The organism is Catenibacterium sp. UBA627, from assembly GCF_002299355.1.
GTDB classification, from domain to species: Bacteria; Bacillota_I; Bacilli_A; order Erysipelotrichales; family Coprobacillaceae; genus Catenibacterium; species Catenibacterium mitsuoka.
The window spans coordinates 1-5,490 of the sequence record NZ_DBPF01000003.1 but is presented as its reverse complement, the minus strand read 5'-3'; the positions used below and the strand labels follow the sequence as shown (position 1 = coordinate 5,490).

Below are 5,490 nucleotides of genomic sequence, written 5' to 3'. Positions count from 1 at the left end.
TAATGAGACTGTTTTTTATAGAGGAGGAGAATGTGATGAACGCTCGTGTACATTCCGTTGAAACATTTGGTCTTGTAGATGGACCAGGTGTACGATTTATCTTATTTCTACATGGATGTCCTTTTAGATGTCAATTCTGTCATAACCCTGATACATGGGCAAGTCAGAAGTTTGAAGAATGGACACCACAGCAGGCCTTAGACCGTGCCCTACGTTTTGAACCTTATTGGGGTAAAGAGGGTGGAATTACTGTATCTGGGGGAGAACCACTTGTGCAGATTGATTTCCTATTGGAATTCTTCAAGCTAGCTAAAGCAGCAGGAATCAATACATGTATTGATACAAGTGGTGCATGCTTTACAAGAGAAGAACCTTTCTTCTCTAAGTTTGAAGAACTTATGAAATATACAGATCTACTTATGGTAGACATAAAAGAAATCAATGATGAAAGACATCAGGTGTTAACAGGGGCTTCAAACAAGCGTGTTCTTGATATGATTCAATATTTGAATGATATCAATAAAGCTATCTGGATCAGACATGTCTTAGTCCCTGAAAGAAGTGACTTTGATGAAGATCTTCATGCATTGGCTGATTATATTGATACTTTAAGTAATGTTAAAAAGGTAGAAGTTCTTCCTTACCATACTCTTGGTACTTACAAGTGGAAGGAACTTAATTTAGAATATCAGCTAGAAGGAATTGATCCACCTACAAATGAACGTGTAGAAAACGCAAATAAGATTCTACATACAGATAAATATAAATAAGTATGATATAATGTCTCCTAGAAGGAGGCATTTTTCATGGATGAATTGCTTTTTGATGAAAATTACATCGTTTTCTTACAGAATCAGAGTTTAGACACATTATGCAGCCTTTATCTAGAGGTACATAATCAATTGATGGATATTATCCATACACATAACGGAGAAGAAAACTACAAAGAAATCACTGCTAAGCGTGCTATGATTGAAGGAACAATCATGACTAAGGTCATGCAGGAACATGGTTATTCGCTTGATCAATATGCATATTATAAAAATGATAAAATGGTGGCCTAAAAATACCATACTTTTAAAAAGCTCGTTTACTTTTAGGAGTAAATAATTTAAAATATGAGTGATTATTATGGAGGTAAAGGATAATGAAATTAGGTACTATTGAAGGTGGAGGAACAAAGTTCGTCGTTGGTGTTGGTGATGAGAATGGTAACATTTTTGAAAGAGAATCTTTCCCAACTACAACACCAGAAGAAACAATGAAGAAAACAATTGAATTCTTCAAGGGGAAGGGTGTAGAAGCTATTGGTTTTGGATCATTTGGCCCAATTGACCCAGATAAGACAAGTCCTACTTATGGAAGTGTCACTACTACTCCTAAACCAGGATGGTCTAATCATAATGTCGTAAAGGATTTAGAAGAAGCATTCCCTGGTGTTCCTGTAGGATTTGATACTGATGTAAATAGTGCATGTTTAGGTGAAGTAGAATTCGGTGCTGCAAAAGGACTAAATAGCGCATTATATTTGACTATTGGTACAGGTGTAGGTGGAGGTGCTGTTGTAGAAGGTAATCTTGTACACGGCTTATTACATCCAGAAATGGGTCATATGAAATTGATCACTCGCCCAGAAGATACTTATAAGGGTAAATGTCCATATCATGGAACATGTTTTGAAGGTTTAGCAGCTGGACCAGCTATTGAAGAACGTTGGGGTAAGAGCGCTAAAGAATTACCTGCTGATCATCCAGCATGGGATCTAGAAGCTTATTATATTGCTCAGGCTTTATGTATTTATATTCTTACAATCTCACCTAAGAAGATTATTTTAGGTGGAGGTGTTATGCACCAGAAACAGTTATTCCCAATGATTCATAAATATGTTCAGGAAATGTTGAACGGTTATGTTGCAAAAGAAGAAATTACAACAGATAAGATCAAGGATTATATTGTTTATCCAGGACTTGCAGATAATGCAGGATTATGTGGTGGATTAGCACTTGCTAAACAGGCTTTAAAGAATAAATAAAAAGTAGGCATAGCCTGCTTTTTTTAAGGAGGAGAACATGCAATCACTTAGAGAACTTTATAAGATAGGAATTGGTCCTTCCTCATCTCATACTTATGGACCGATGAAGATCGCTGAAAGAATAAAATCACTTTATCCAGATATGGAAAAGGTACATGTTGATCTGTATGGTTCTTTATCTTTAACTGGTAAGGGACATTTAACAGATAAAATCATGCAGCAGACATTTGCCCCTGTACCATGTGATTTTTCTTTTAAAAGCGGTGAATTACCTTACCATCCTAATGGGATGTTAGTCACAGTATATTGTGGTGGAGAGGCAGTAAAACCTATTGAAGCGTATTCTATTGGTGGAGGAGAAATCTATTTTAAGGGAGACTTAGAAGAGGAGAAGGTAGAAATCTATCCTCATCATACAATGCGTGAAGTCATTGATTATTGTGAAAATGAAGGATTATCACTTTATGATTATGTCTTGCGTTTTGAAGATGAAAACTTTAAAGAATATTTATTTGAAGTTCTTGAAGCAATGTTTACCTGCGTAGAAAACGGGTTACATACACAGGGCATGTTACAGGGCAGTCTACAATTGAAAAGAGTAGCCGGTTCTATGTATCAACAGGCTTTAAATACACATCATGAAATGGCTCAGGAACGTTTATTTATTGCCAGCTATGCCTATGCAGTTTCTGAAGAGAATGCAGATGGTCATATGATTGTCACTGCACCAACATGTGGTGCAAGTGGTGTACTACCAGCTATTCTCTATTATGCACATCATCAGATGGGCTTAAAAAAGAGAGACTTAGTCAAAGCACTTGCAATTGGTGGATTATATGGTAATACAGTCAAATATAATGCGACTATTGCAGGCGCAGATGGAGGATGTCAGGCAGAAGTAGGAACAGCTTGTGCAATGGCAAGTGCCTCTATGGCCTGGATCAATGAGTTAAATAATAGTCTCATTGACTATGCAGCAGAAATGGGATTAGAACATAACTTAGGTCTTACATGTGACCCAGTAGGTGGCTATGTACAGATTCCTTGTATTGAAAGAAATGCCTTGGCTGCATTACGTGCTTATGATGCAGCGATGCTTGCAGGACAGTTAGGCTATGTACGTAAAAATAAAGTACCTTTCGATACTGTCGTAAGAGTTATGAAGGAAACAGGCAAAGACTTGAATGTTGCTTATAAAGAAACATCTCTAGGAGGTTTAGCCAAAGAATTGAAATAGTGATTTCACTATTTCTTTTTTTATAAAGAGGGGGGAAAACTGTGAAACAAAGATTTATTAAATATATATGTTTAAGCATATTGGGGGAAATGGCTATCTCATTTTACATACTTGCAGATACATTCTTTATTGCCCAGGGAATAGGGGATAAAGGACTCACTGCACTGAATCTTGCGATACCTGTATTTAATTTTATTTACGGGATAGGACTCATGTTAGGAATAGGATCTGGCATTAGATTATCTATTTTGAAAATAGATCACAAGCATGATGAAATCAATCAGGTATTTAATCATACAGTGCTTTTGGGGCTTGTAATAGGCGCACTTTTCATGATTACAGGAGTATTATATAGTCCTTCTCTTGCAAGAATGCTAGGAGCCAATGATGCCGTATTAAAAGATACAGTGACTTATCTAAGAACTATTATGATATTTACACCTGCCTTTATCTTCAATAATGCACTCAATGCATTAGTAAGAAATGATAACAATCCAGCTCTCGCTACAACAGCTATGATTGTCGCTTCATTTATGAATGTTTTACTTGATTATGTATTTATATTCTTATGTCATATGGGAATGTTTGGTGCTGTTTTTGCGACTTGTCTCGCACCTTTGATTGGATTAAGTATTCTCTCTTTACATTTCATTAAAAAGAAGAATACATTTCATCCCGTTCAGCTTCGTTTTCAGTTCTCTATTATAAGAAGAATTATTAAATTGGGATTTCCTTCTATGTTGATAGAGATTTCAAGTGGTTTAGTAGTACTTCTTTTTAATACACTTATATTAAAGATTACAGGTAATATAGGTGTTGCTGCTTATGGTGTTGTATGTAATATATGGCTTGTATGTATTGCGATATTTAATGGACTTGCACACGGTATGCAGCCTCTTACTAGTGAATCCTATGGTTCTCATGACATAAAGAATCTTATTATGTTAAGAAGAATGACTCTTACTATTTCGTTGTTGTTATCTTCGGTCATCTACTTAACAGTCTTTGTAAATGCCTCTATGATTACCTCTCTCTTTAATAAGACAAACAATGCAATGTTATATCAATTAGCTATAGAAGGCTTTAGAATCATGTTTATAGGCTTATTCTTTGCAGGGGTAAACATTGTATTAACTACATATTTTACTTCAATAGAGAGTGCTAAAATAGCCTCTACACTTATTCTACTACGTGGTGTAGTACTCATCGTGCCTGCATCTATCGTTCTTTCACAATTAGGTATGAAAGGGATCTGGGCTTCATTACCACTATCTGAAATAATTACTACATGTGTAGGACTTACATATCTCAAACTTAAAAGAGCGATTGACTAAATCGCTCTTAAATTCTTTTTCTTAATATGATATAGAGTATGATTGAAAGAAAAGGAATAAGTAAATATATTCCAACTATGATGAACATGTTGGAAAGAGTAATAAAGGCTTTTGTCTGTTCATATAGGATGATTGACATAGATATTGTGCTATAGTGGAGTATTAATATCGCAATGACTTCTATGACAATGAGTAAATAAAATAACTTAGACATCTTTGCCTTTATTAATAGGAATGTAAGAAATAATGATACAATCAATAAGGGTAGAAGCTTAATAAATAAGCTACTATAAAGAGTTTGAGAAACATTCATAATGTTCACCTGCACTTTCGTTTATGTTTTCTTTCTATAATTATTATAGAAATTCTTTAAGAAAGAGTAAATATATATTACTATTTTAAAAAAAGTATATTTGAAAGCAGAATTATGACAACTTAATAGGAGTCTTGTAACTTACATTAAAATAGATTAAAATACTTATAAAAGGGGAAAGACTATGAAAGATACGACTAAATCAATTATCTATGGGGCAACTCCTATAGCGCTTTATATTATTCAAACTTCATCGACAGAATACGTACAGAAATTCCAGCAGGCACTTACATTACTGACTCATAATCAGAATTATTCTACAGCTGTTTCATTTTCAATTATCACAAATATCTTAATTGCGATATGTTTTATTTTAATGTTTGTGATGGCAGCTAAGAACAATATCACAAAGATTATCAGTGGTGTTTATGCCGTAATTGGATTATTTTTATTATTTGACCAATATTCTGCGATTATTCAGAACCATCTTTATACGAATGTGATTACACAATTCACATATAACAATATTTCTTTAATTGTGATTACGACAGTAATCATGATTTATAATCTCTAT

6 protein-coding genes are annotated in these 5,490 nt (G+C 34.4%); all 6 read left to right on the top strand.

The genetic code is table 11. The annotated features are described in order from the left end of the window. Window positions 1-35: 35 nt before the first annotated feature. On the top strand, window positions 36-770 hold the full coding sequence (gene pflA / locus B2S90_RS00180) for a pyruvate formate-lyase-activating protein (protein ID WP_279067445.1): 735 nt from the start codon (window positions 36-38) through the stop codon (window positions 768-770). Between the two features lie 36 nt (window positions 771-806). Continuing rightward, window positions 807-1,064, top strand: a complete 258-nt coding sequence (locus tag B2S90_RS00175; protein WP_006507179.1) for a hypothetical protein — start codon at window positions 807-809, stop codon at window positions 1,062-1,064. 83 nt (window positions 1,065-1,147) lie between these two features. Continuing rightward, window positions 1,148-2,032, top strand: a complete 885-nt coding sequence (locus B2S90_RS00170; protein ID WP_055234057.1) for an ROK family protein — start codon at window positions 1,148-1,150, stop codon at window positions 2,030-2,032. A 37-nt stretch (window positions 2,033-2,069) separates the two neighbouring features. Continuing rightward, window positions 2,070-3,269, top strand: coding sequence for an L-serine ammonia-lyase, iron-sulfur-dependent, subunit alpha (locus tag B2S90_RS00165; protein ID WP_278860756.1), 1,200 nt, complete (start codon window positions 2,070-2,072; stop codon window positions 3,267-3,269). A 41-nt stretch (window positions 3,270-3,310) separates the two neighbouring features. Then, on the top strand, window positions 3,311-4,603 hold the full coding sequence (locus B2S90_RS00160; RefSeq protein ID WP_286696358.1) for an MATE family efflux transporter: 1,293 nt from the start codon (window positions 3,311-3,313) through the stop codon (window positions 4,601-4,603). A 497-nt stretch (window positions 4,604-5,100) separates the two neighbouring features. Further along, a partial coding sequence (locus B2S90_RS00155; protein WP_286696357.1) for a hypothetical protein occupies window positions 5,101-5,490 on the top strand: 390 nt, incomplete at its 3' end.